A 23,671-nucleotide genomic window follows, 5' to 3' on the forward strand; every position below is an offset into this window, starting at 1 on the left:
TTGTGATCGTGAACGCCATGCGGGCCGGGGCCGTGGTGCTGAATACTTCGGTCATGGCCGGTCCGGTTGCGGTGAGCTGGAGGGGACGGTCGCGTGAGCGAGATACCTGCGCAGGCACATCAGGCCCGAGTGTCCGGGGCGACGTGGCACGACGCCCTGTGGCACAGCAGCCCGCCTGGCTCGATATATGACTACATAAAGGTCGCGTCCTTCTCGATCGGCCCGGACGGGCTCATCGATCAGTGGAGCCTGCGCGCCGAGGAACTGTTCGGGCTGACACCCGCCCAGGCGGTGGGCCGCGACCCGGTCGACGCCTTCATGCCGCCCGAGCTGCGCGCCGGGGGACACCGCAAGGTCGCGGAGATCCTCGACGGCGAGGAATGGACGGGCCTCATCCCCTTCCGCATCCCCGGCGGCGACGGCGCGCACGGCGTCGCCGAGATCTACGTGATGCCCACACGGACCGAGACCGCCGAGCGGGCCGCGCTGTGCGTCGTCGTCGACGTGCGCGCGCTGCGACGCATCGAATCCGATCTGGCGGCCTCACAGGCGATATTCGGTCAATCTCCTTTCGGCTTCCTGCTCTTCGGTACCGACCTCACCGTGCAGCGCGCCAATCGCCGCTTCGCGACCGTCTTCGGCGGCGCCGTCGAGGAACACCGCGGCCGGACGGTCCACGACTACCTCCCGGCCCATGAGGCGGACCGGATGTCCGACGCCCTGCGTCGCGTGCTGGAGACCGGCGAATCCGTCACCGACCTGCGGATCACCGGAGCCACCCCGCGCAGCCGGGACAACCGCCACTGGGCCATCAACCTCTACCGCGTCCACGGCGGCACCGGACGACCCGTCGGTGTCGCCGGCATCGGCATCGACGTCACCCGTCGGCACCTCGCCGCCCGCGAGGCCGCCGGCGTACGGCGCAACCTGGCCCTGCTCAACGAGGCCGGACACCGCATCGGGAACTCCCTGGACCTGGAGACCACCGCCCGGGAACTCCTCGACGTCACCGTCCCCGGTTTCTGCGACCTCGCCTCCGTCGACCTCTACCAGGGGCTGCTGCTCGGCGACGACGACCGCCCCGCCCGGCCGCAGGGACCGGGGGTGCCCTCCCTGCCCGGGCAGGGGACCGGACGGGCGCCGTCGGCACCCCTGCGCCGGGTGGCGTTCGCCTCGGCCGTGTCCGACGCCCTGGGGTCGGGGTCGGGCGCGTCGGTCGCCGTGGGGGAGATCCACCGCTATCCGGCGGCCTCGCCCGGGGCACTGGCCCTGCGGACGGCGCGCACGCGCCTCATCGAGGGCGGCGGCTCCGACGACCTGGTGCAGTCCACGCTGGTCGTGCCGCTGGTCGCGCACGACACGGTGGTCGGCCTGGCCCAGTTCTCCCGTACCAAGGGCAGCGAACCGTTCGGCGAACGGGATCGGGCGGTGGCCGTGGAACTGACCGCGCGGGCCGCCGTGTGCATCGACAACGCCCGGCTCTACCGGCGCGAGCACGAACGGGCGCTGATACTGCAACGCAGCCTGCTGCCCCCCGGCGACCCGGAGGCGGCCGGCCTGGACATCGCCTGCCGCTACCTGCCCGGCAACGCGGCCACCGAGGTCGGCGGCGACTGGTTCGACGTCATCGAACTGCCCGGCCACCGCACCGCGCTGGTCGTCGGCGACGTCATGGGCCGGGGGCTGCGGGCCGCCGTGGCCATGGGCGAACTGCGCACCGCCGTACGGACCCTGGCCCTCCTGGACCTCGAACCGGCCGAGGTGCTCAGCGCCTTGGACGAGGTCGCGCGCGGACTCGGGGCGCCCGGCGGATCCCAGCAGGCCTCCCGGGCCGCCCTGCACTCGCGGGACGCGGACCGCTCGGAGGTCTACCTGGCCACCTGCGTCTACGCCGTCTACGACCCGGTCACGCGGCGCTGCACCATCGCCAACGCCGGCCACATGCCGCCGGTGCTGGTGGAACCGGCCGAGGAAGGCGCGCCGCCACGCCCCGGGCTGCTGCTGGAGATCCCCCCGGGGATGCCCCTGGGCGTCGGCGGCGAACCCTTCGAGGAGGTGGAGATCGAACTCCCCGAGGGCGCCATGCTGGCCCTCTACACGGACGGACTCGTCGAGTCCCGGGACCATCCGCTGGAGGAGGGCCTGCGGGGGCTGCGGGAGGCCGTCGCGGACCCGTCGCGGCCCCTGGAGGAGGTCTGCGACCACGTGCTGAACACGCTGCACACCCGGCACGGGGAGGACGACATCGCGCTGTTGATGGCCCGGGTCCAGGGACTGCCCGTGGACGCGGTCGGTGACTGGCAGCTCCCGAGGGAGGCCCGCTCGGTGGGCCGCGCACGGGAACTCGCGCGGGCGAAGTTGCCCGCCTGGGGGCTGGAAGGGCTCCTGGACACCACGGAACTCCTCGTGAGCGAACTCGTCACGAACGCCCTGCGGTACGGGGAGGGGGAGATCCGGCTGCGGCTGCTGCTGGACCGCACCCTGGTCTGCGAGGTGTGGGACGCCAACCTCGCCCAGCCGCGCCGCCGTCGCGCCCGGGACACCGACGAGGGCGGTCGCGGTCTGCAACTGGTCGGCCTGCTGTCGGCCGGCTGGGGCACCCGCCGCACCCACCGCGGCAAGACGGTGTGGTTCGAGCTGCCCCTGCCGGGCGGCGGAACCGGTGGGCCGGCGGAACTGTCCGCGGAACAGCTGCTGGGCATGTACGGCTGATCCCGCGCCCGGGCCCGGGCCGCCCGGCCGGGCCCGGGCCGGCCGCCCCGCCCCGGGCCAGACAGGGCCTAGGCCGCCCGGCCGGCCTTGAGCGCGGCCAGGCGGGCCTCGATCTCCGAGGTCTTGCCGAGGTCGTCCAGGGACTCGAACTGGGCGTCCAGCGAGGACGCGGCCAGTTCCTGCTTGCCCAGCGCCATGGCCTCCTCGCGCCTGACCTTGTCCTCGAACCGGTTCAGGTCACTGGTGGGGTCCATGACGTCGATGTTCTTCACCGCGTCCATCATCGTGTTCTGCGCCTGCGCGGTCTTGGCGCGGGCCACCAGCTCGTCGCGCTTCGACGTCAGCTCGGTCAGCTTGTTCCGCATCGAGTCCAGGCCGGACTTCAGCTTGCCGACGACCTCCGTCTGGGCGGCGATCGTCGGCTCCGCCGTCTTCGCCTCCCTCTCCGACTGCAACTGCCGGCCGAGGGCGACCTTGGCGAGGTTGTCGAACCGGTCCGCGTCGGCCGCCGAACCGGCCGCGCGCAGTTCGTCCGCCTTCCGGCTCGCCGCGAGCGCCTTGCCGCCCCACTCCGAGGCCGCCTCCACGTCCTCCTTGTGGTCCGCCTCCAACATCCGCAGGTTGCCGATCGTGGTGGCGACGGCCTGTTCCGCCTCCGAGATGTTGTTCGTGTAGTCCCGGATCAGCTGGTCCAGCATCTTCTGCGGGTCCTCCGCCTGATCCAGCAGCGCGTTGATGTTCGCCTTGGCGAGCTGGGTGACACGGCCGAGGATGGTCTGCTTGCTCATGTGCCTGTACTCCCGGGTAGAGGTGGGATGACGGAGGTGGGATGACGTCAGAAGCGGCCGCCGCCGCCCATGCGGCCGCGGGTGCCGCCGCCACCGAAGGAGCCCGGCCCGCGGCCGCCGCCCCCGCCGAAGGAACCCCCGCCGCCCCCGAAACCGCCCCCGAATCCTCCGCCCCGGTTCCGGCCGCCGCCGAGGATCTCGCCGAGGATGATCCCGCCGAGCACAGCGCCGCCCATGCCGCCCTGCCGCGGCCGGCCGCCGCCGTACGGGTCCTGGTAGGCCCGTACGTCCTGCTCGGCCAGCTGCTGGGCCTGCCGCGCGAGCGAGTCCGCCTGCTGGGCCTCCGCCAGCGCGCCCGCCGGATCCGTGCCGGTCAGGGCGAGGGAGCGCTCCAGGTGGCGCTGCGCCTCCGCCAGCCTGGTCCGGGCCTGGCTGCCGACCGCGCCCCGACTGGTGGTGACGTAGTCCGTCGCCGCGCCGATCGCGCTGCGGGCCGACAGCAGCGCCTGGTCCAGCAGGCCCGCCGCCCGCTGCCGGCCGCTCTCCCGTTCACGGGCCCCCGCGAGGGCCTCGTCGAGGGCCGCGTCGGCCTCCTCGACCCGGCGCAAGGCGTCGATCGGGTCGTACCGGCCGGCCGCCTGCTCCCGCCGCACGTCCGCCAGGACCGACTCGGCGCGGCCGATCCGCCCGCGCAGGTCCGCCGTCGAGGTCCCCTGCGCGGTACCCGTCAGCAGACCGCGGGCGTCCGCGAGGTCCGTGTCGGTCTCGCTCAGCGCCACGGGCAGCTTCCCGGCCGCCTCCGCGAGTTCCCGCGCCCGCCGCTCCACCGCGTCCACCAGGGTCGTCGCCTGGTCGACGGCGCTCTCGGCGGCCCGGACGTGGACGGCGGCCCTGCCGTTGTCGCCGGCGTCGATCGCGGCCCGCGCCTCGCCGAGGCTGGTCGTCGCGAACAGCAGCCGGTCCTTGGCCTGTTCCGGGTTGGAGGCGACCGGGGCGGCCGCGGAGTCCGCGTACCGACCCGTCAGCGCCGTCAGGGTGGCCACGGCCGTGGTCGTCCGGCCGGTCAGCGCGCGGAAGTGCGCCTCGACGGTCTCCAGTGCCTGCGGGGCGTTCTTCTCCAGGTCCCGCAACCGGTCGAAGTCGGCCGTCTCGGCGTCGAGCCGTCGGTTCGCCTCCGTGCAGCGGGCCACGATCTCGTCCAGCATCCGGCGGCGGGTCGCGTCGTCCTCCGGGTAGGCGTCGTCCAACTGCTGACGCAGCCGGAAAGCGTGCGTCAGCTCGCCCTTGGCGTACTCCACGGCCCCGGTGAAGGCCCCCACGGCCTCCTCGCCGAACTGCGCCGAGGCGAAACCGAGTTCCTCGGTGCTGGTGCGGACCGCGTCGTCGGTCTCCACGAGCAGCGCCCTCGCCCGCGCGTCGAGGTCCGGCAGGGCGAGGGGCGCCGCCGCACCGCCCTGACCGCCCCAGCCCGGCCCGGTCGTCGTCCCGCGCCCGGCGCCGGCGCCCTTGCCGCGCTTGCGGCGGCTGTACGCGTACGCGCCGAGCGCGCCCGCCGCGCCGACGACGACCACCGGCAGGACGAAGTCCCCGGCGCCCTCGTCGCTCGTGGACCCGCCCGGATCGGCCTCGCCGGGGGTGAGCGTGGGCACGGGCACGGGCAGGCCGCCCAGGACGGCGTTGTAGCCGTTGGCCGCGCCGATCGCGGCGCCCGCCCAGTCGTTCTCCCGCAGGGCGGGCTCGATGGCGGTGCTCGCGACGGAGGTCAGCTGTTGTTCGGTGAAGCCGGAGTCCACGTCGGCCGAGTAGGCGTACTGCCGGTCGCCGGTCGCCACGGCCAGCAGGACGTCGTTCTGACCGAGCCCGTTCTTCTGCGCCGTGGCGTCCGCCCAGCTCTGGGGGGAACGCCCGGAGAAGTCGCGCACGTACGTGACGAAGAGCTGGATCCTGCGGTCGGCGTACAGCTTGTCCAGCGCGGAGACGACGGCCGGCGCGCGGTCGCCCAGCGCCCCGACCCGGTCGGTGATCTGCCCCTGCTTGGACAGCGTCACGGGATCGTCGGCGCGGGCGGGCGGCGCCGACGACACCCCCCACCCGCCGACCGCCAGCAGCGCGGCGCAGAGCGCGAGTGCGGCCCGTACTGCCGGCCCGGCGGTGGTGCGTCTCTTCGGCGGAGTCACATTTCGGAGCGTATGGGCGGTTTCCTGCCCCCGCACCCGGAGTGATCACCGGATCGCACGCACGCGACCGCTACCGGTTCGAACGCCGGCCGATCTTGTTCCCGAGCCAGACCAGGGGATCGTAGGAGCGGTCCACCACGCGTTCCTTCAGCGGGATCAGCGCGTTGTCCGTGATCTTGATGCCCTCGGGGCAGACCTCCGTACAGCACTTGGTGATGTTGCAGTAGCCCAGCCCGTGTTCCTCCTGGGCCGTGCGCTTGCGGTCCAGGCCCGCCTCGGCGGCCGCGTCCAACGGGTGCATGTCCAGCTCCGCCACCCGCATGAGGAAGCGCGGACCGGCGAAGGAGGTCTTGTTCTCCTCGTGGTCGCGCACCACGTGACAGGTGTCCTGGCACAGGAAGCACTCGATGCACTTGCGGAACTCCTGCGAGCGCTCCACGTCCACCTGCCGCATCCGGTACGCGCCGGGGGCCACCCCCTCCGGCGGCACGAAGGCCGGCACCTCGCGCGCCTTCTCGTAGTTGAACGACACGTCCGTGACCAGGTCCCGGATCACCGGGAAGGCCCGCAGCGGGGTGACCGTGATCGTCTCCTCGCGGTCGAAGACGGACATGCGGGTCATGCACATCAGTCGCGGCCGGCCGTTGACCTCCGCGCTGCACGAGCCGCACTTGCCCGCCTTGCAGTTCCAGCGGACCGCGAGGTCGGACGCCTGGGTGGCCTGGAGCCGGTGCACGATGTCCAGGACCACCTCCCCGTCGTGCACCTCCACGGTGAAGTCCCGCAGCTCCCCGCCCTCCGCGTCGCCCCGCCAGATCCGGAAGTGGGCGTCGTAGTCAGTCACTCGTAGAGCTCCTCTTCGGCGAGGTACTTGACCAGCTCGTCCTTCTCGAACAGGGCGAGCAGGTCGGGACGGATGGGTTCGGTGCGGACCCGCGTCAGCTCGATCCGGTCGGCCGCGGGATCGGCGGGAGCCGGCTCCACCGGCCGGCACAGCAGGTTCACCGGCCGCCAGTCCCGCTCTATCGACGGGCAGTCCTCGCGGGTGTGCCCGCCGCGGCTCTCGGTGCGTTCCAGGGCCGCCCGGGCCACGCACTCGCTGACCAGCAGCATGTTCCGCAGGTCCAGCGCCAGGTGCCAGCCCGGGTTGAACTGCCGGTGGCCCTCGACCCCGGCCCGCGCCGCCCGCGCCCGCAGACCCGCGAGCCGCTCCAGGGCCTCGGCCATCTCGCCGGCCCGGCGGATGATCCCGACCAGGTCGTTCATGGTCGTCTGGAGCTCCTGGTGGAGCGTGTACGGGTTCTCCGCGCCCTCCGCGGCGTGGAACGGGGCCAGCGCCTCCCGCGCCGCCGCGTCGATCTCCGCCTGGGAGACGGCCGGGCGCTCGGCGCACGAGGCGGCGTGCGCCGCCGCGTGCAGCCCGGCCCGCCGGCCGAAGACCAGCAGGTCGGAGAGGGAGTTGCCGCCCAGCCGGTTCGAGCCGTGCATGCCGCCCGCGACCTCGCCGGCGGCGAACAGGCCCGGCACCCCCAGGGTGGCCGCGGTGTCGGACTCGACCGCGATCCCGCCCATCACGTAGTGACAGGTCGGGCCGACCTCCATCGCCTCGGCCGTGATGTCCACGTCCGCCAGCTCCTTGAACTGGTGGTACATCGACGGCAGTCGCCGCCTGATCCGCTCGGCGGGCATCCGGGTGGACACGTCCAGGAACACCCCGCCGTGCGGGGAGCCGCGGCCCGCCTTGACCTCGGAGTTGATGGCCCGCGCCACCTCGTCGCGGGGCAGCAGTTCCGGCGGGCGCCGGTTGTGGTCCGGGTCCTCGTACCAGCGGTCGCCCTCCTCCTCGGACTCCGCGTACTTCTCCTTGAAGACGTCCGGGACGTAGTCGAACATGAACCGTTCGCCCTCGCTGTTGCGCAGCACCCCGCCGTCGCCGCGCACCGACTCGGTGACGAGGATCCCCTTCACCGAGGGCGGCCAGACCATACCGGTCGGGTGGAACTGCACGAACTCCATGTTCAGCAGCGGCGCGCCCGCGAGGAGGGCCAGCGCGTGACCGTCGCCCGTGTACTCCCAGGAGTTCGAGGTGGTCTTGAAGGACTTCCCGATCCCGCCCGTGGCCAGTACCACGGCCGGCGCCTCCAGGACGAAGAAGCGTCCGCTCTCGCGCTCGTAGCAGAAGGTCCCCGAGACCTTCCCGCCGTCCTTCAGGCTGCGATCCTTCAACACGCGGGTGACCGTGCACTCCTGGAAGACCTTGAGCCGGGCCTCGTGGTCACCGAACTCCTTGAAGTCCTCCTGCTGGAGCTGGACGATCTTCTGCTGGAGGGTGCGGATCAGCTCCAGGCCGGTACGGTCGCCGACGTGCGCGAGGCGCGGGTACTCGTGTCCTCCGAAGTTGCGCTGGGAGATCCTCCCGTCGGGCGTCCGGTCGAACAACGCGCCCCAGGTCTCCAACTCCCACACCCGGTCTGGTGCTTCCTTCGCGTGCAGTTCGGCCATGCGCCACTGGTTGAGGAACTTGCCGCCGCGCAGGGTGTCACGGAAGTGCACCTGCCAGTTGTCGCCCTCGTTCACGTTGCCCATGGAGGCGGCGATCCCGCCCTCCGCCATCACCGTGTGGGCCTTGCCGAAGAGGGACTTGCAGATCACGGCCGTACGGGCGCCCCGTTCGCGGGCCTCGATCGCGGCCCGCAGCCCGGCGCCGCCCGCACCGACCACGACCACGTCCCACTGCTGTCGGTCGACTTGAGCCATGTCAGAAGATCCTCGGGTCGGTGAAGGCGCCGCCGGCGACCAGGTAGACGTAGAAATCGCACGCGGCGACGCTGATCAGCGAGGCCCACGCGAGCTGCATGTGACGGGTGTTGAGCCGGCTCACCCACCCCCAGAGCCGGTAGCGCACGGGGTGCTTGGAGAAGTGCTTCAGGCGGCCGCCCATGATGTGCCGGCAGGAGTGGCACGACAGGGTGTAGGCCCAGATCAGCACGATGTTGACCAGGAACAACAGCGTTCCGAGGCCCATGTGGCCCCACTCGTAACGGTCGTCGCGGAAGGTCAGCACGGTGTCGTAGGTGAGGATCCCCGCGACCGGCACCGCCGCGTAGAAGAAGTACCGGTGCACGTTCTGGAGGATCAGCGGGAAGCGGGTCTCACCGGTGTACGTCGCGTGCGGCTCGGCGACGGCGCAGGCGGGCGGCGAGGCCCAGAAGCCCCGGTAATAGGCCTTGCGGTAGTAGTAGCAGGTCAGCCGGAAGCCGAGCGGGAAGATCAGGATCAGCAGGGCGGGGGACAGGACCCACCAGCTGCCGAAGAGGTCCGCGTTGGGGCCGCCGCGCATCGTCGCGCAGTTCTCCGCCAGACAGGGGGAGTAGAAGGGCGAGACGTACGGGGCCGCGTAGTAGTCGGCGTTCGAGAAGGCCCGCCAGGTCGAGTAGACGATGAAGGCGAGCAGTCCCGCCGCGGTGCCGGCGGGCGACAGCCACCACCGGTCGGTCCGCAGATGTCGGGCGGCGATCGAAGCCCGGGAGGGCCCGTGGACCCCGCCGGTCCGCTGTCGGGATGGTTCCGTGCCTGTGGCCAAGGGGGACTCCGGGTGGAGTGATGAGGGAGTGGTCGTCGCCACGGCGTGCGCCGGTGCTACGCGGGTGGTGCGGGACGCGCGTGCGGCGGGGAAAGCGCCGGGGGCGGCGCGGTACCGGGTCGGTCAGGGGGCACGCCGGTCGCGGGCGCCGAGACCCTCGTCGTCGGTGTCCGTCCACAGCGTGCTGTCGTACGGCGCGTCCGGGATGGTCACCATCCGGGACGGGTCGGGGGCCGCGGGCCGGCGGCCCCCCGGATCCTGACGCCCCACCGTGCGCTCCAGCCGCTCGACCTTGCGGGCAAGCTCGTCGAGATCGCGTCGTACGGCGGTCAAATCATCGTGCAGGGACATGACTTGCCCTCACTTCCGCAGGTGCGGTGGCCGTGCTCACGGGCGCCTGAGAGTGTCGCCCCTCCCGTCCCCGGTTGTGAAGGCACGTGCACCGATTGCGGGCGCGAGGGCTTGATCCGTGCGCCCCCGCACCCCCGCCCCCGTCCCCCTTCCGGGGGAACGCGCGCCCGCCGCGCCGAGGCGATTGGTCCGCACGGGTGGGGTTCGCGGCGTGGCGAGGGTGTGGTGCGGGAGACCCGGGGGGCCGTGGATTTCAGTGGGCTTCGGCACCCAGTGTGATCAGCTCCATATACCGCCGAACGTGATCAATTCCCCCCTGCTCACGCACCCCCACGCCCCGCCCCGGAGGTACCACCCATGACCCAGAGAAGGCGCAGGTCCTTGGCGCTCCTGACCTCGGGAGTCCTCGCACTGCCGCTGCTCGCGGGATGCGGCGCGGGTGAGGACGACGGCGGCCCGGCCGCCGCGGGCCAGGACATCGCGACGACCACCCGCGACCGGGTCGTCGACGGCGGTGTCCTGCGCTGGGCCGTGGACAACCTCCCGAACACCCTGAACACCTTCCAGGCCGACGCCGACGCCACCACCGGCCGGATCGCCGGGGCGGTACTGCCCCAACTGTTCGTCATGGACGCCAAGGGACGGCCGGTGGTCAACCCGGACTACCTGGAGAAGGCCGAGGTCACGGAGCGCGAGCCCAAGCAGGTCGTGCTGTACAAGCTGAACCAGCAGGCGGTGTGGAGCGACGGCCGGGAGATCGGGGCCGCCGACTTCGTGGCCCAGTGGAGGTCCCTGAACGGCAAGGACTCGGCGTACTGGACCGCCCGCAACGCCGGCTACGAGCGCATCGAGAAGATCGAGCGGGGCAAGACCGACCTGGAGGTCAAGGTCACCTTCGCCAAGCCCTACGCCGACTGGCGCTCCCTCTTCAGCCCGCTCTATCCGAAGCAGGTCACGGGCACCCCCGAGGCCTTCAACGAAGGCGCCCGCGGCGCCCTCAAGGTGACCGCCGGACCCTTCAACCTCGGAGCCGTCGACAAGAAGACCGGCACGGTGGCGCTCACCCGCAACGCCCGCTGGTGGGGTCGCCCCGCCAAGCTGGACACACTGGTCCTCACGGCCGTGCCCCGCGCCGAACGCCCGGCCGCCCTGGCCGCCGGCCGCCTCGACATGGCGGAGATCGACCGCGCCGGCGCCGACCGGATCGCCCTCGCCCTGCGCGACGGGGGCCGCGCCTCGGGCGCCAAGGGCGCGCACGGCCCGGGCACCTCCGAGACGGCCGCCCAGGCGACCCTGTCCTGGGCGGTGGCGTACGGGCAGGACGAGAGCAAGGCCGCCGCCGAACAGGAGACCCGCCGCAAGGACGCGGAGGCGGTCACGAAGTACGCGGACGAGCAGGTGGCCCTGCGCTCCTTCACGGTGCGCAAGTCGCTGGAGCCCGCCTACACGCAGCTCGCGATGAACGGCGCCTCCGGCCCCCTCGCCGACGAGCGGGTCCGACGGGCCGTGGCCCGCGCCCTGGACCGCAAGGCGCTGGCCGAGATCGTGCTGAAGCCGCTCGGCCTGCCCGCGAAGCCGGTGGGCAGCCACCTGGCGCTCGCGGGGCAGCGCGCGTACGCCGACAACAGCGACGCGCTCGGCGGCCAGGACACCCGGGCCGCACAGGCCCTGCTCGCCGACGCCGGGTGGCGCCCGGGCGGCAAGCTCACCGCGCCGCTGGGCACCAAGGCCGGCCCCGAGAGCGACAAGACGGCCCCCGGGCAGGACGACGGCAAGACCCCCTCGGGCCCGGGCACCGGCAACGACGGCCTCTACATCGTCGGCCAGGACGACGGGAAGGCCGGCGACGCCAAGGCGCCGGCGCGCGCGCCCGGCGACCACGAGGACGCCGACGGCGACCACGAGGGGGACCTGCCCGAGGGTCGGTTGCCGGACGGCGAGATCGTCGACGCGGACGCCTCCGCACCCGACGCCGAGGAGCGGCCCTCCCCGGTGCTGGCCCCGGCCCCGTTCGCGGCCGCGCAGGAGAAGACCCTGCTCGGTCAGGCGCAGGCCCAGGCCCGGGCCCAGGAGGAAGCCGGGACCGAGGACCAGGCGCAGGACGACGGGAAGCGCGGCCCGACCCTCGACGGCGAGGAGGGCGAGGACGACAAGGAGCCCGCCAAGGCCAGCCCGGCCCCGGCCAAGCAGGCCCACACCTCGGGCAGCGTGCTCGCCAAGGACGGCAAGCCGCTCACCCTGCGCTTCGTCCTTCCCTCCGGCCCCGGCTCGGAGGCCCTGCGGGCGGTCGGCGAGCGGATCTCGCAGATGCTGCGCAAGCTCGGCGTGAACACCGAGCTGACCAAGGTGGCGGACGAGAGCTTCTTCAAGGACCACATCGCCTCGGGCCAGTACGACCTGGCCCTGTACTCCTGGCCGGCGACGGCCTACCCGGCCACCGACGCCCGGCCCATCTTCGCGAAGCCGGAACCCGCCGCCGACGGATCCCTCCTCGTCGAACAGAACTACACCCGGGTCGGCACGGACCACATCGACCAGCTCTTCGACCAGGCGGTCGGCGAACTGGACGAGGACCAGTCCCGCGAGCTGATGCGCAAGGCCGACGCCCGGATCTGGGCCGCGGCCGGCTCCGTCCCGCTGTACCAGCGCCCCGAGCTGGTCGCCGTCAAACCGAACCTGGTGAACGCGGGCGCCTTCGGCCTGGGCGCCCCCCGCTTCCAGGACATCGGCTGGAAGAAGGCCGCCCCGGCCAAGGGCGACGAGAACAAGAAGAAGTAGGACGCGGGGAGAAGAAGTGGTGACAAAGGGGGGTTCGGAAGGTTGACCCACGGGTCACAAGCTCAGAAGTGACTCAAGTCCCTTGCCCGCCGGACACCCGGCGGGCAAGGTCGTCGATACCCGTTGACCCGCGTGAACACCCTGTAGAACACCTTGTGGACCTGCGTGAATCCCCAGTGGACACAGGCGTCGGGCGCGACCGAGACACCCCACCTCATCCTCGGTCCCGCTCAGTCGTCCGGCCTCTTGACAGACCCCCCGGCAGCCGGTTCCCGCCATCCGACGTACGATGGGGTAAGGCCGTGGCAGGTTTTCCGCCCGGTCGAGGCTCGCGTGCCGGACCGTACGCGCCGCCATCCACGATCCCGGGAGAAGCGCCGAAGTGCCCACGCGCCACGACATCCGTAACGTCGCCATCGTCGCCCACGTCGACCATGGCAAGACGACCATCGTCGATGCCATGCTCAAGCAGGCCGGTGCCTTCGCCGCCCACCAGCACCTCGACGACCGCATGATGGACTCGAACGACCTGGAGCGTGAGAAGGGCATCACGATCCTCGCCAAGAACACGGCGGTGAAGTACCACCCCAAGGACGGCGGGGCGCCCATCACGATCAACATCATCGACACCCCCGGCCACGCCGACTTCGGTGGCGAGGTCGAGCGCGGTCTGTCGATGGTGGACGCGGTCGTCCTGCTGGTGGACGCGTCGGAGGGCCCGCTGCCCCAGACCCGCTTCGTCCTGCGCAAGGCCCTGCAGGCGAAGATGCCGGTCATCCTCTGCATCAACAAGACGGACCGTCCGGACTCCCGGATCGACGAGGTCGTCAACGAGACGTACGACCTCTTCCTCGACCTGGACGCCGACGAGGAGCAGATCGAGTTCCCGATCGTCTACGCCTGTGGCCGTGACGGCGTCGCCTCGCTGACCAAGCCGGAGGACGGCACCGTCCCCGCGGACAGCGACAGCCTGGAGCCGTTCTTCTCCACCATCCTGGAGCACGTCCCCGCCCCGGTGTTCGACGAGGAGGCCCCCCTCCAGGCCCACGTCACCAACCTGGACGCCGACAACTTCCTCGGCCGCATCGCCCTGGTGCGCGTCGAGCAGGGTGAGCTCCGCAAGGGTCAGACCGTCGCGTGGATCAAGCGTGACGGCACGATCTCCAACGTCCGCATCACCGAGCTGATGATGACCGAGGCGCTCACCCGCAAGCCGGCCGAGGTGGCGGGCCCGGGTGACATCTGCGCCGTCGCCGGTTTCCCCGACATCATGATCGGCGAGACCCTCGCCGACCCGGAGAACCCGATCGCGCTCCCGCTGATCTCGGTCGACGAGCCGGCGATCTCCATGACCATCGGCACGAACACCTCCCCGATGGTCGGCCGCGGCGGCAGCGGCAAGGGCGCGGACGCCAAGGCCGCGGTCAAGGACCGCAAGGTCACCGCCCGCCAGGTCAAGGACCGCCTCGACCGCGAACTCATCGGCAACGTCTCGCTCCGCGTCCTCGACACCGAGCGCCCCGACGCCTGGGAGGTCCAGGGCCGCGGTGAGCTCGCGCTGGCCATCCTGGTCGAGCAGATGCGCCGCGAGGGCTTCGAGCTGACCATCGGCAAGCCGCAGGTGGTCACGCAGGAGATCGACGGCAAGGTGCACGAGCCGGTCGAGCGCATGACCGTCGACGTCCCCGAGGAGCACATGGGCGCGGTCACGCAGCTCATGGGCGTCCGCAAGGGCCGTATGGACAACATGTCGAACCACGGCTCCGGTTGGGTCCGCATGGAGTTCGTCGTCCCGTCGCGCGGCCTCATCGGCTTCCGTACGGAGTTCCTGACCGGCACGCGCGGCACCGGCATCGCCCACTCGATCCACGAGGGCCACGAGCCGTGGTTCGGCCAGCTGGTTACCCGTAACAACGGTTCCCTGGTCGCCGACCGCGCCGGCTCCGTGACGCCGTTCGCGATGATCAACCTCCAGGAGCGCGGTGTCCTGTTCACCGAGCCCGGCACCGAGGTGTACGAGGGCATGATCGTCGGTGAGAACTCGCGTTCCGACGACATGGACGTGAACATCACCAAGGAGAAGAAGCTCACCAACATGCGTGCGGCTTCCGCGGACAACACCGAGAACGTGGTGCCGCCCCGCAGGCTCTCCCTGGAGCAGTCCCTGGAGTTCTGCCGCGACGACGAGTGCGTCGAGGTGACCCCGGAGGCCGTCCGCATCCGCAAGGTCGTCCTGGACCAGAAGGACCGCTCGCGCACCGCTTCGCGCGCCAAGTCCGGCAAGTAGGAACGTAGCCACAGGGCTTGTCGGCCGCCGCCCCGCGGCCGGCCGAAACCCGTCCCTGTGGCACGGCCCCGCCCCTCACGGATCATCGTGAGGGGCGGGGCCGTTCGCGTTTGTCAACCGGATTATTTCGTTCTGGTGTCCGGATACCGACCGTGACACTCCGGATGATGAGCTAACCGTCCGTTTCGCACGTGTCTGTCTCCTATCCGTTTGTCCGGATTTCGGGTTTTCGCCATGCGGTGATGTTGTGAAAACGAGACCACTTAAGTGTGGTTTACGGTCTGGCAGTCCCCGAGGATGGCTCCATTGAGCTCGGGTCAATGGGTCACACGCTGTGGGGAGCGTCGACTCACGAGCACACACGATGGGACCGGATTTCGCTGTCAGGGGTGTCAGCGAGCCGGGTCCTTCACGAATCGACAGTGACTCCTGAGGAGGCAATTACCCATGCGCGGAGCAACGAGCGCCAAGTGGGTCGCGGGTGCCGTCATCGTGGCGATGGCTGCCACGGCTTGCAGCACCAGCAAGGACAACGCAGGCGAGGGTGGCGGCAACATCACCGTTCAGCTTGGTGAGCCGCAGCACGGCCTGGTCGGTCAGAACACCGCCGAGTCCGAAGGTGCCGAGGTCCTCAACGCGCTCTTCACCGGTCTGGTCAAGTACGACAACAAGACCAACGAGCCGAAGCTCGCGGTCGCCGAGTCCATCGAGACCACGGACTCGAAGACCTGGACGATCAAGATCAAGGACGGCTTCACCTTCCACAACGGCGAGAAGGTCGACGCCCAGTCGTTCGTCCGCGCCTGGAACTGGGGTGCCAACCAGGACAACGCCGCCGAGGGCCTGCCGTTCTTCTCGAAGATCGACGGTTCCGACGAGCTGGCCCCGGGCAAGGACAAGAAGCCCACCGCCAAGGAGCTCAAGGGCCTCAAGGTCGTTGACGAGAAGACCTTCACCGTCACGCTGAAGGAGTCCTTCTCCCAGTTCAAGACGATGCTGGGTTACAACGCCTTCTACCCGCTGCCGAAGGCCTTCGAGGCCGACCCGAAGAAGTTCGGCGAGGCCCCCATCGGCAACGGTGCCTTCCAGATGGACGGCGTCTGGGACCACAACAAGCAGATCAAGGTCAAGCGGTACGACAAGTACCCGGCCGAGGGTCGCGCCAAGCTGTCCGGCGTCACCTTCAAGATCTACGACAACCTGGACACGGCGTACAACGACCTGCGCGCCGACAACATCCAGATCCTGGACAAGCTCCCCATCTCGGCGATGGCCACCGTCTCCCAGGAGTTCGGCGAGCGCTACATCTACAAGCCCGAGTCCGGTGTCGGCTACGTCGGCCTGCCGCTCGAGCAGAACCCCGAGACCTTCGGCAAGCTGGAGATCCGTCAGGCGATCTCCATGGCCATCGACCGGGACGCCATCGGCAAGAGCATCTTCAACGGCACCCGCAAGCCGGCCGACGACTTCATCAGCCCGATCGTCCCCGGCTACCGCAAGGGCGCGCTCGGCGAGTTCGGCACGTACAACCCGGCCAAGGCGAAGGAGATCTTCGAGAAGGCCGGCGGCATCCCGGGCAACAAGATGGAGCTCGGCTACAACGCCGACGGCGGCCACAAGGAGTGGATCGAGGCCGTCGCGAACCAGCTGAAGCAGAACCTCGGCATCGAGGTCACCGCCAAGCCGTACGCCAAGTTCGGCGACATGCTGGACGACCTGGGCGCCTCGAAGTACAAGGGCGCGTTCCGCATGGCGTGGTCCATGGACTACCCGGCGGCCGAGAACTACCTCCGTCCGATCTTCTCGAAGGTCGCGATCGAGAACGGCTCCAACTACGGCCACTACAAGAACGACGAGTTCGAGGCCGTCATGAAGCAGGCGGACGAGGCGAAGGACCCCGCGGAGGGCCTGAAGCTGTACCAGAAGGCCGATGACATCATCATCCGCGACCTTCCGTACATCCCCGTCTTCACGTACATGTCTTCTTCGGCCTACTCCAAGTCCGTGAAGAACGTCGAGGTCGACGCCCAGGGCCGCATGGACCTGGCGAACGTCGAACTCAGCTGACACCCCTCTTCACCAAGGGGACCGCGGGGGCGGGCAGGCGGAATCAGGTTTCCGCCAGCCCGCCCTTTCCCCCTGCTCTTCCGTTGGAGGTCTGATGGGCCGCTACCTCATCCGCCGACTCATACAGGCGATCCCTGTACTGCTCGGTGCCACGTTCCTCATTTACTACCTCGCCTTCAGCCTGCCCGGCGACCCCGTTTCGGCGCTGGCCGGCGACAAGAAGGCCGACCCCACCGTCGCGGCCATGCTGCGGGCGAAGTACAACCTGGACGATCCGTTCCTGCTCCAGTACTGGCACTACATCACCAACCTGTTCCAGGGGAACTTCGGTGAGACCCTGCAGGGTCGTCAGGTCATCGACCTGATCACCGAGGCGTTCCCGTACACGGTCAACCTGGCCGTCGTCGCCTTCGTCATCGAAGCCCTCGTCGGCATCACCGCCGGTGTCATGTCGGCCCTGCGCCGCGGCAAGTTCATCGACCAGCTGGTGCTGATCACCACGCTGCTCGTGATCTCGATCCCGGTCTTCGTCTTCGGTTTCGTGCTCCAGCTCGTCCTCGGCGTCGAGTTGAAGGAAGCCTGGGGAATCGACTTCTTCCCCGTCTCCTTCAACGAGAACGACGGTCTCCGCGCCTATCTCCTGCCCGGGTTCGTGCTCGCCACGACCTCACTGGCGTACGTGGCCCGACTGACCCGTACCAGCCTCATGGAGACCATGCGCGCGGACTACGTCCGCACCGCCACGGCCAAGGGCCTGCCCCGCCGCCGCGTCGTCGTGCGTCACGCGCTGCGCAACGCGCTGATCCCGATCATCACCTTCCTCGGTGCGGACCTCGGCTCCCTCATGGGTGGCGCGGTCATCACCGAGAGGATCTTCAACATTCACGGTATCGGCGGCACGCTGGCGATGTACGTCTGGCAGAAGCAGGGCGTGGTGGTGGTGGGCATCGTCACCATCCTGGTTCTCGTCTACATGCTCGCCAACCTGATCGTGGACCTGCTGTACGCCGTGCTCGACCCGAGGATCCGTTATGCGTGACACAACCACGGTGGGGGACGAGTTGACCGAGACCCAGACCGTCGGCGCCCCTTCCACCGACGTCAAGAGCCCCAAGGAGGGCGGGAAGCGGAAGAAGGAGCGCGAGGCCAGTCTCTGGTCGGACGCGTTCTACGACCTCCGCCGCAACCCCGTCTTCCTCATAGGCGGCGCGCTGGTGCTGTTCATGGCAGTGGTCTCGCTGCTGCCCGGCATCTTCACCGGCGTCGACGCGTACGCGGCCTGCAACCTGCGCGACTCGATGATGAAGCCCAGCGGCGACCACATCTTCGGGACCGACGTGCAGGGTTGTGACGTCTACGCGAAGACCGTCTACGCGGCCAGCAACTCGATCATCGTCGGCATCGCCACGACCGCCATGGTGGTCCTGGTAGGCGTCACGTCGGGTCTGCTCGCGGGCTGGTTCGGCGGCTTCGTCGACACCGTGCTCTCCCGCTTCGCCGAGGTCTTCTTCGCCATCCCGCTGATGCTCGGTGGCATGCTGATCATGTCGGGCCTCGGCAAGGGCAACGCCTGGACCGTCTCGTTGGTCCTCGCGACCCTCGGTTGGCCGCAGATCTTCCGCATCATGCGGTCTTCGGTGCTGGCCAACAAGCACAACGACTACGTGATGGCGGCCCGCGCCCTCGGCGCGGGCACCTGGCGCATCACGCTCCGGCACATCCTGCCGAACGCCATCGCCCCCGTCATCGTGGTCGGCGCGATCAGCCTGGGTGTGTACATCTCCGCCGAGGCGGCCCTGTCCTACCTGGGTGTCGGCGTCCAGGCGCCGGAGATCTCGTGGGGCCTCATGGTGAGCGACGCCCAGGCGCGCTTCCTCCAGGCTCCCTACATGCTGCTGTTCCCGGCCGCAGCGCTGAGCATCACCGTGCTCGCGTTCATCATGGTCGGCGACGCGGTGCGCGACGCCCTCGACCCGAAGCTGCGCTGAGGAAGGGCGTACGTTGACCATCATCGACAAGACCTCGAACGTCCCCGCGCCCCGTTCGGCGCCGGAGGGCACCCCCCTTCTCGAAGTGCGCGACCTGCACGTCGAGTTCCACACCCGCGACGGTGTCGCCAAGGCCGTGAACGGTGTCTCGTACTCCGTGAACGCGGGCGAGACCCTCGCCGTCCTCGGCGAGTCCGGCTCCGGCAAGTCCGTGACGGCGCAGGCCATCATGGGCATCCTGGACATGCCTCCGGGCAAGATCCCGCACGGCGAGATCCTGTTCCAGGGCACCGACCTGCTGAAGCTGCCCGCCGAGGAGTTCCGCAAGGTCCGCGGCCAGAAGATCGCCATGATCTTCCAGGACGCGCTGTCCTCGCTGAACCCGGTGCACACCGTCGGCGCCCAGCTCGGCGAGATGTTCCGCGTCCACCGCGGGATGTCCAAGAAGGACGCCACGGCCAAGGCCGTCGAGCTCATGGACCGGGTCAAGATCCCCGCCGCCAAGGCGCGCGTGGGCGACTACCCGCACCAGTTCTCCGGCGGTATGCGCCAGCGCATCATGATCGCCATGGCGATGGCCCTGGAGCCCGACCTGATCATCGCCGACGAGCCCACCACGGCTCTCGACGTGACGGTCCAGGCCCAGGTCATGGACCTGCTCGCGGAACTCCAGCGCGAGATGAACATGGGCCTCATCCTGATCACCCACGACCTCGGCGTCGTCGCCGACGTCGCGGACAAGATCGCCGTCATGTACGGCGGTCGGATCGTGGAGAACGCCCCGGTCCACGAGATCTACAAGCGTCCCGCGCACCCGTACACCCGCGGCCTGCTGGACTCGATCCCGCGCCTGGACCAGAAGGGCCAGGAGCTCTACGCGATCAAGGGCCTCCCGCCCAACCTGCTGAACATCCCCTCGGGCTGCGCCTTCAACCCGCGCTGCCCCAAGGCGCAGGACATCTGCCGCACCGAGGTACCGACCCTGCAGCAGGTGACCGAGCAGGACGGCGCCGTGCTGCCCGGCCGCGGCAGCGCGTGCCACTTCTGGAAGGAGCAGATCCATGGCTGAGCTCACCAAGAACGCCCCCGAGCGCGAGCCGATCCTCCAGGTGCGCAACCTGGTCAAGCACTTCCCGCTGACCCAGGGAATCCTGTTCAAGAAGCAGGTCGGAGCGGTCAAGGCCGTGGACGGGGTCTCCTTCGACCTCTACCGCGGCGAGACGCTCGGCATCGTCGGCGAGTCCGGCTGTGGCAAGTCCACCGTCGCCAAGCTCCTGATGAACCTGGAGAAGGCCACCGCGGGCGAGGTCTTCTACAAGGGCCAGGACATCACCAAGCTGTCCGGGCGCGCCCTGAAGGCCGTCCGACGCAACATCCAGATGGTGTTCCAGGACCCGTACACCTCGCTGAACCCGCGCATGACGGTCGGCGACATCATCGGGGAGCCCTTCGAGATCCACCCCGAGGTGGCTCCCAAGGGCGACCGGCGCCGCAAGGTCCAGGACCTGCTGGACGTGGTCGGCCTCAACCCCGAGTACATCAACCGCTACCCGCACCAGTTCTCCGGCGGTCAGCGCCAGCGCATCGGCATCGCCCGCGGCCTCGCGCTCAACCCGGAGATCATCATCTGCGACGAGCCGGTCTCCGCGCTCGACGTGTCGGTGCAGGCGCAGGTCATCAACCTGATGGAGAAGCTCCAGGACGAGTTCAACCTGTCCTACCTCTTCATCGCGCACGACCTGTCGATCGTCCGGCACATCTCGGACCGCGTGGGCGTCATGTACCTCGGCAAGATGGCCGAGATCGGCAGCGACGGCCAGATCTACGAGCACCCGACGCACCCCTACACCCAGGCGCTGCTGTCGGCGGTCCCGGTCCCCGACCCGGACGCCCGCGAGGGCCGTGATCGCATCATCCTCACCGGTGACGTCCCGTCCCCGGCCAACCCGCCGTCGGGCTGCCGCTTCCGCACCCGCTGCTGGAAGGCCCAGGACAAGTGCGCCACCGAGGAGCCGCTGCTGGCGATCCCGGAGCGCTTCAAGGGCCTGGACACCCTGGCCGCGCACGAGTCGGCGTGCCACTTCGCGGAGGAGAAGGCCGTCCTGGCCGTCTGATCTCCCGCGGGACGCACGTCTTTTCAGGGCGCCCGGTACCGGATCCTTCCGGTACCGGGCGCCCTGACGTGTGGGCGGGAACGGAAGCCGGTTGCCTTCGGGGCCCGCCGCCACCGACAGTGGGCCGATGACCGACATGCTGACCGTCCGACCCGCCGGGCCCGGGGACGCGTCCGACATCTGCGCACTGCTCAACGCCGTCGACGTCATCGAGATCGGCAGACCGGAAACGGACCTCGGCACGGTCAAGGCCGACCTGCACCACCCCGGCGTCGACCTGGCGAGGGACTCCTGGCTCGCCTTCCGGGCCGGAAGGCTCGTCGCCTACGCGCTGGTCTGGGCCGACGCCCGGCCGGGGCGGGTCGACGGCGACCACTACGTGCTGCCCGGCGACCCCGAGGCCGCCGTACGACTCCTGGAGCTGATGGAGGTCCGGGCCCGCAGGATGGCCGGCGCGACCCGCGCCGCCGCACTGCGGCTCCAGCTCAACGTGAACCCCACCCTCGACACCGGCCTCCTGACCCGCCGCGGCTACCGCTCCGTGCGCCGGTACCAGGTGATGACCCGTCGGCTCGACGCCGCCCGCGAACGGTCGCCGCAGCCCCCCGACGGGCTGACCCTGCGGCACTGCGCCGCCGACGCGGCCGACCCCCGCCGGGCCCACGCCCTGATCGAGGAGACCTTCGCGGCGCACTACGGGCACGTGGAGCGCGCGTACGAACCCTGGCTCGACCACCTCGACGCCCGCCGGCTCGACTGGTCCCTGGTCTGGATCGCCGCCCTGCCGGCGCGGGGCGACGTGGCCGTCCTGCTCACCCGGGACGACCGCATCAGCATGGGTTGGATCAGCCACATCGGCGTGCGCGGGGACGTCCGCGGCCGGGGCATCGGCGGATTCCTGCTGCGCCACGCCTTCGCCGCCTACGCGGAACGAGGCCGGGACACCGTGGGACTGGGCGTGGACACCCACAACGAGAGCGGCGCACTGGCGCTGTACGAGGCGCACGGAATGGGCCTGCACTACGCCGTGGACACATGGGAGCTGCCTTTGCACTCGCAGGGGTGACAGGCGGGTGACGCGAGGGTGCAATCGGTCCAACCGGAGGTGTATGGGACCCCTCATAGGGTGACATTGGCCCCTAAGTGAGACTTGGGATCCCTAGGAGGCACTCCATGCGCGGAGCCACCCACGCCAAGTGGGCCGCATGTGCGGTGGCCGTCGCCCTCGCGGCGACGGCCTGCGGCGGCGGCGGAAGCGACGGTGGCGGAGGCGAATCGGGGATCGTCAGCTCCTCGTGGGGTGACCCGCAGAACCCGCTGGAACCCGCCAACACCAACGAGGTGCAGGGCGGCAAGGTCCTCGACATGATCTTCCGGGGCCTCAAGCGCTACGACCCGAAGACCGGCGCGGCCGTCAACATGGTCGCGGAGAAGATCGACACGACGGACAGTCAGAACTTCACGGTCACACTGAAGGACGGCTGGAAGTTCAGCAACGACGAGCCGGTCACCGCGCAGTCCTTCGTCGACGCCTGGAACTACGGCGCGGACGTGCGCAACAAGCAGAACAACTCGCCGTTCTTCTCCGACATCGTCGGCTACGAGAACCTGCACCCGGCCTCCGGCGAACCCAAGACCAAGACGATGTCCGGACTCGTCGTCAAGGACGCCAAGACCTTCACGGTCGCCCTGAAGTCGAAGTTCTCCACCTGGCCCGAGACCCTCGGCTACCAGGCGTTCTCCCCGCTGCCCAAGGCCTTCTTCACCGACCACGCCGGCTGGCTCTCCAAGCCGATCGGCAACGGCCCCTACACGGTGGACTCGTACACCAAGGGCACCGCGATGAACCTGCGCAAGTGGGACGGGTACACCGGTGAGGACAAGGCGCAGAACGGCGGGGTGGACCTGAGGGTCTACACCGACAACAACACCGCCTACACGGACCTGATCTCCGGAAACCTCGACCTCGTCGACGACATTCCGGCGCAGCAGCTGAAGAACGTCGCCAACGACCTCGGCGACCGTTACATCAACCAGCCCGCCCTGATCATCCAGACCCTCACCTTCCCGCTGTACGACCCGCAGTGGGGCAAGGAGGGCATGGAGAAGGTCCGCCGGGGCATCTCGATGGCGATCAACCGCGACGAGATCACCAAGCAGATCTTCCGCGACACCCGCACCCCGGCCAAGGACTGGACCTCGCCGGCCCTCGGCGAGGACGGCGGCTTCAACGCCACCCTCTGCGGCGACGCCTGCGTCTTCAACCCCACCGAGGCCAAGAAGCTCATCCAGGAGGCCGGCGGCCTGCCCGGCGGCAAGATGACGCTCACCTCCAACGTGGACACCGGTTCGCACCGCGACTGGATGGACGCCGTCTGCAACAGCGTCAACAACGCCCTCGGCGAGGGCCCGGTCTGCACGGTCAACCCGGTCGGCACCTTCGCGGACTTCCGCAACCAGCAGAGCGCCTTCAAGCTCACCGGCCCCTTCCGCTCGGGCTGGCAGGCCGACTACCCGCTCATCCAGAACTTCCTGGAGCCGCTGTACTACACCGGCGCCTCCTCCAACTACGGCAAGTTCTCCAACCCGGAGTTCGACAAGCTCGTCGACCAGGCCAACCAGGAGAGCGACACGGCCAAGGCCACGGCCACCTTCCAGGACGCCGAGAAGATCCTCGCCGAGCAGATGCCCGCCATCCCGCTCTGGTACCAGAACGGCAGCGCCGGCCACTCCGAGCGGATCTCCGACGTGGCCCTCAACCAGTTCAGCGTCCCGGTCTACAACGCGATCAAGGTCAGCTGACCCCCACACGGATCCCGCGCCCTC

The 23,671-nt window shown here is 69.9% G+C and carries 16 protein-coding genes; 10 read left to right on the forward strand and 6 right to left on the reverse strand.

Annotated features, from left to right (window positions below; genetic code table 11):
- Nucleotides 1-93: 93 nt before the first annotated feature.
- Complete coding sequence (locus tag OHA84_RS23220) at nucleotides 94-2,712, forward strand: SpoIIE family protein phosphatase (RefSeq protein ID WP_371591444.1); 2,619 nt, start codon at nucleotides 94-96, stop codon at nucleotides 2,710-2,712.
- Nucleotides 2,713-2,780: 68 nt separating this feature from the next.
- Here OHA84_RS23220 and OHA84_RS23225 read toward each other — a convergent pair whose 3' ends face one another.
- From OHA84_RS23225 to OHA84_RS23250, 6 genes are all read right to left on the reverse strand, one after another.
- Complete coding sequence (locus OHA84_RS23225; protein WP_266969936.1) at nucleotides 2,781-3,500, reverse strand: PspA/IM30 family protein; 720 nt, start codon at nucleotides 3,498-3,500, stop codon at nucleotides 2,781-2,783.
- A gap of 47 nt (nucleotides 3,501-3,547) precedes the next feature.
- Nucleotides 3,548-5,677, reverse strand: a complete 2,130-nt coding sequence (locus OHA84_RS23230) for a TPM domain-containing protein (RefSeq protein ID WP_371591445.1) — start codon at nucleotides 5,675-5,677, stop codon at nucleotides 3,548-3,550.
- A 70-nt stretch (nucleotides 5,678-5,747) separates the two neighbouring features.
- Nucleotides 5,748-6,521 (reverse strand): succinate dehydrogenase/fumarate reductase iron-sulfur subunit, encoded by a 774-nt coding sequence (locus OHA84_RS23235; RefSeq protein ID WP_053677077.1) that lies wholly within the window; start codon nucleotides 6,519-6,521, stop codon nucleotides 5,748-5,750.
- Nucleotides 6,518-8,434: a fumarate reductase/succinate dehydrogenase flavoprotein subunit gene (locus OHA84_RS23240; RefSeq protein WP_266969933.1), complete on the reverse strand. Its 1,917-nt coding sequence runs from the start codon at nucleotides 8,432-8,434 to the stop codon at nucleotides 6,518-6,520. Before OHA84_RS23240 ends, OHA84_RS23235 begins: the two co-directional genes overlap by 4 nt.
- A gap of 1 nt (nucleotide 8,435) precedes the next feature.
- Nucleotides 8,436-9,260: a hypothetical protein gene (locus OHA84_RS23245; RefSeq protein ID WP_266969931.1), complete on the reverse strand. Its 825-nt coding sequence runs from the start codon at nucleotides 9,258-9,260 to the stop codon at nucleotides 8,436-8,438.
- A 123-nt stretch (nucleotides 9,261-9,383) separates the two neighbouring features.
- Nucleotides 9,384-9,611, reverse strand: coding sequence for a hypothetical protein (locus OHA84_RS23250; protein ID WP_053677080.1), 228 nt, complete (start codon nucleotides 9,609-9,611; stop codon nucleotides 9,384-9,386).
- A gap of 357 nt (nucleotides 9,612-9,968) precedes the next feature.
- Between OHA84_RS23250 and OHA84_RS23255 the strand changes: the two genes are divergently transcribed.
- The 9 genes from OHA84_RS23255 to OHA84_RS23295 all read left to right on the forward strand — a co-directional run bounded on the left by OHA84_RS23255 (nucleotide 9,969) and on the right by OHA84_RS23295 (nucleotide 23,647).
- Complete coding sequence (locus OHA84_RS23255) at nucleotides 9,969-12,389, forward strand: ABC transporter family substrate-binding protein (protein WP_266969929.1); 2,421 nt, start codon at nucleotides 9,969-9,971, stop codon at nucleotides 12,387-12,389.
- Nucleotides 12,390-12,771: 382 nt separating this feature from the next.
- Nucleotides 12,772-14,676 (forward strand): translational GTPase TypA, encoded by a 1,905-nt coding sequence (gene typA / locus OHA84_RS23260; RefSeq protein WP_053677082.1) that lies wholly within the window; start codon nucleotides 12,772-12,774, stop codon nucleotides 14,674-14,676.
- 447 nt (nucleotides 14,677-15,123) lie between these two features.
- On the forward strand, nucleotides 15,124-16,743 hold the full coding sequence (locus tag OHA84_RS23265) for an ABC transporter substrate-binding protein (protein ID WP_053677083.1): 1,620 nt from the start codon (nucleotides 15,124-15,126) through the stop codon (nucleotides 16,741-16,743).
- Nucleotides 16,744-16,837: 94 nt separating this feature from the next.
- Complete coding sequence (locus tag OHA84_RS23270; RefSeq protein ID WP_053677084.1) at nucleotides 16,838-17,782, forward strand: ABC transporter permease; 945 nt, start codon at nucleotides 16,838-16,840, stop codon at nucleotides 17,780-17,782.
- Nucleotides 17,775-18,731 carry an ABC transporter permease gene (locus OHA84_RS23275; protein ID WP_053677085.1) on the forward strand — a complete coding sequence of 319 codons (957 nt, stop codon included), beginning with the start codon at nucleotides 17,775-17,777 and terminating at the stop codon, nucleotides 18,729-18,731. Before OHA84_RS23270 ends, OHA84_RS23275 begins: the two co-directional genes overlap by 8 nt.
- 13 nt (nucleotides 18,732-18,744) lie before the next feature.
- Complete coding sequence (locus OHA84_RS23280) at nucleotides 18,745-19,800, forward strand: ABC transporter ATP-binding protein (RefSeq protein WP_266949642.1); 1,056 nt, start codon at nucleotides 18,745-18,747, stop codon at nucleotides 19,798-19,800.
- Complete coding sequence (locus tag OHA84_RS23285) at nucleotides 19,793-20,845, forward strand: ABC transporter ATP-binding protein (protein WP_266969926.1); 1,053 nt, start codon at nucleotides 19,793-19,795, stop codon at nucleotides 20,843-20,845. Before OHA84_RS23280 ends, OHA84_RS23285 begins: the two co-directional genes overlap by 8 nt.
- Before the next feature lie 127 nt (nucleotides 20,846-20,972).
- Nucleotides 20,973-21,911, forward strand: a complete 939-nt coding sequence (locus OHA84_RS23290; protein WP_266969924.1) for an N-acetyltransferase — start codon at nucleotides 20,973-20,975, stop codon at nucleotides 21,909-21,911.
- Nucleotides 21,912-22,018: 107 nt separating this feature from the next.
- A complete protein-coding gene (locus tag OHA84_RS23295; protein WP_053677089.1) occupies nucleotides 22,019-23,647 on the forward strand; it encodes an ABC transporter substrate-binding protein in 1,629 nt (542 codons plus the stop codon).
- The last annotated feature ends 24 nt before the right edge of the window (nucleotides 23,648-23,671 follow it).

This window comes from Streptomyces sp. NBC_00513, from assembly GCF_041431415.1.
In the GTDB taxonomy this organism is placed as follows: Bacteria; Actinomycetota; Actinomycetes; order Streptomycetales; family Streptomycetaceae; genus Streptomyces.